Here is a 368-nt window from a genome sequence, read left to right as displayed (position 1 = left end):
GGTTCTTCTACTTAGATCACCGAACGGTTGATGGCAAACATAATTTAATTACCGATACTTATGTCACAGCCGGAAATGTCCATGACTCTCTGCCTTATATGGCTCGATTAAAACGCCAGTTAGAGCGGTTTGGCTTTAATCCGGTTGGTGTGGGTCTTGATGCAGGTTATTTTACGGCACCCATTTGCCATTTACTGCTGACAGAGCAGATATATCCGGTGTTGGGTTATCGTCGTCCCAGTCATGGTGCGAATCCTATCAGAAAAAGCAGTTTATCTATAACAGTCAAACCGATACTTATACTTGCCCAAACGGGCAATCATTAATATATAAAACGACTAGCAGAGAAGGTTATCGTCATTATCATT

1 pseudogene is annotated in these 368 nt (G+C 41.8%); it reads left to right on the top strand.

The window, feature by feature from the left end:
• Window positions 1-368, top strand: a pseudogene (locus GQ590_RS12140) (IS5/IS1182 family transposase); the annotation flags it as partial.

Origin of the sequence: Gilliamella sp. Lep-s35 (assembly GCF_009795845.1) — a bacterium.
GTDB lineage: Bacteria > Pseudomonadota > Gammaproteobacteria > Enterobacterales > Orbaceae > Gilliamella.
The sequence above is the reverse complement of the archived record's forward strand: the minus strand, read 5'-3'. Positions and strand labels throughout refer to the sequence as shown.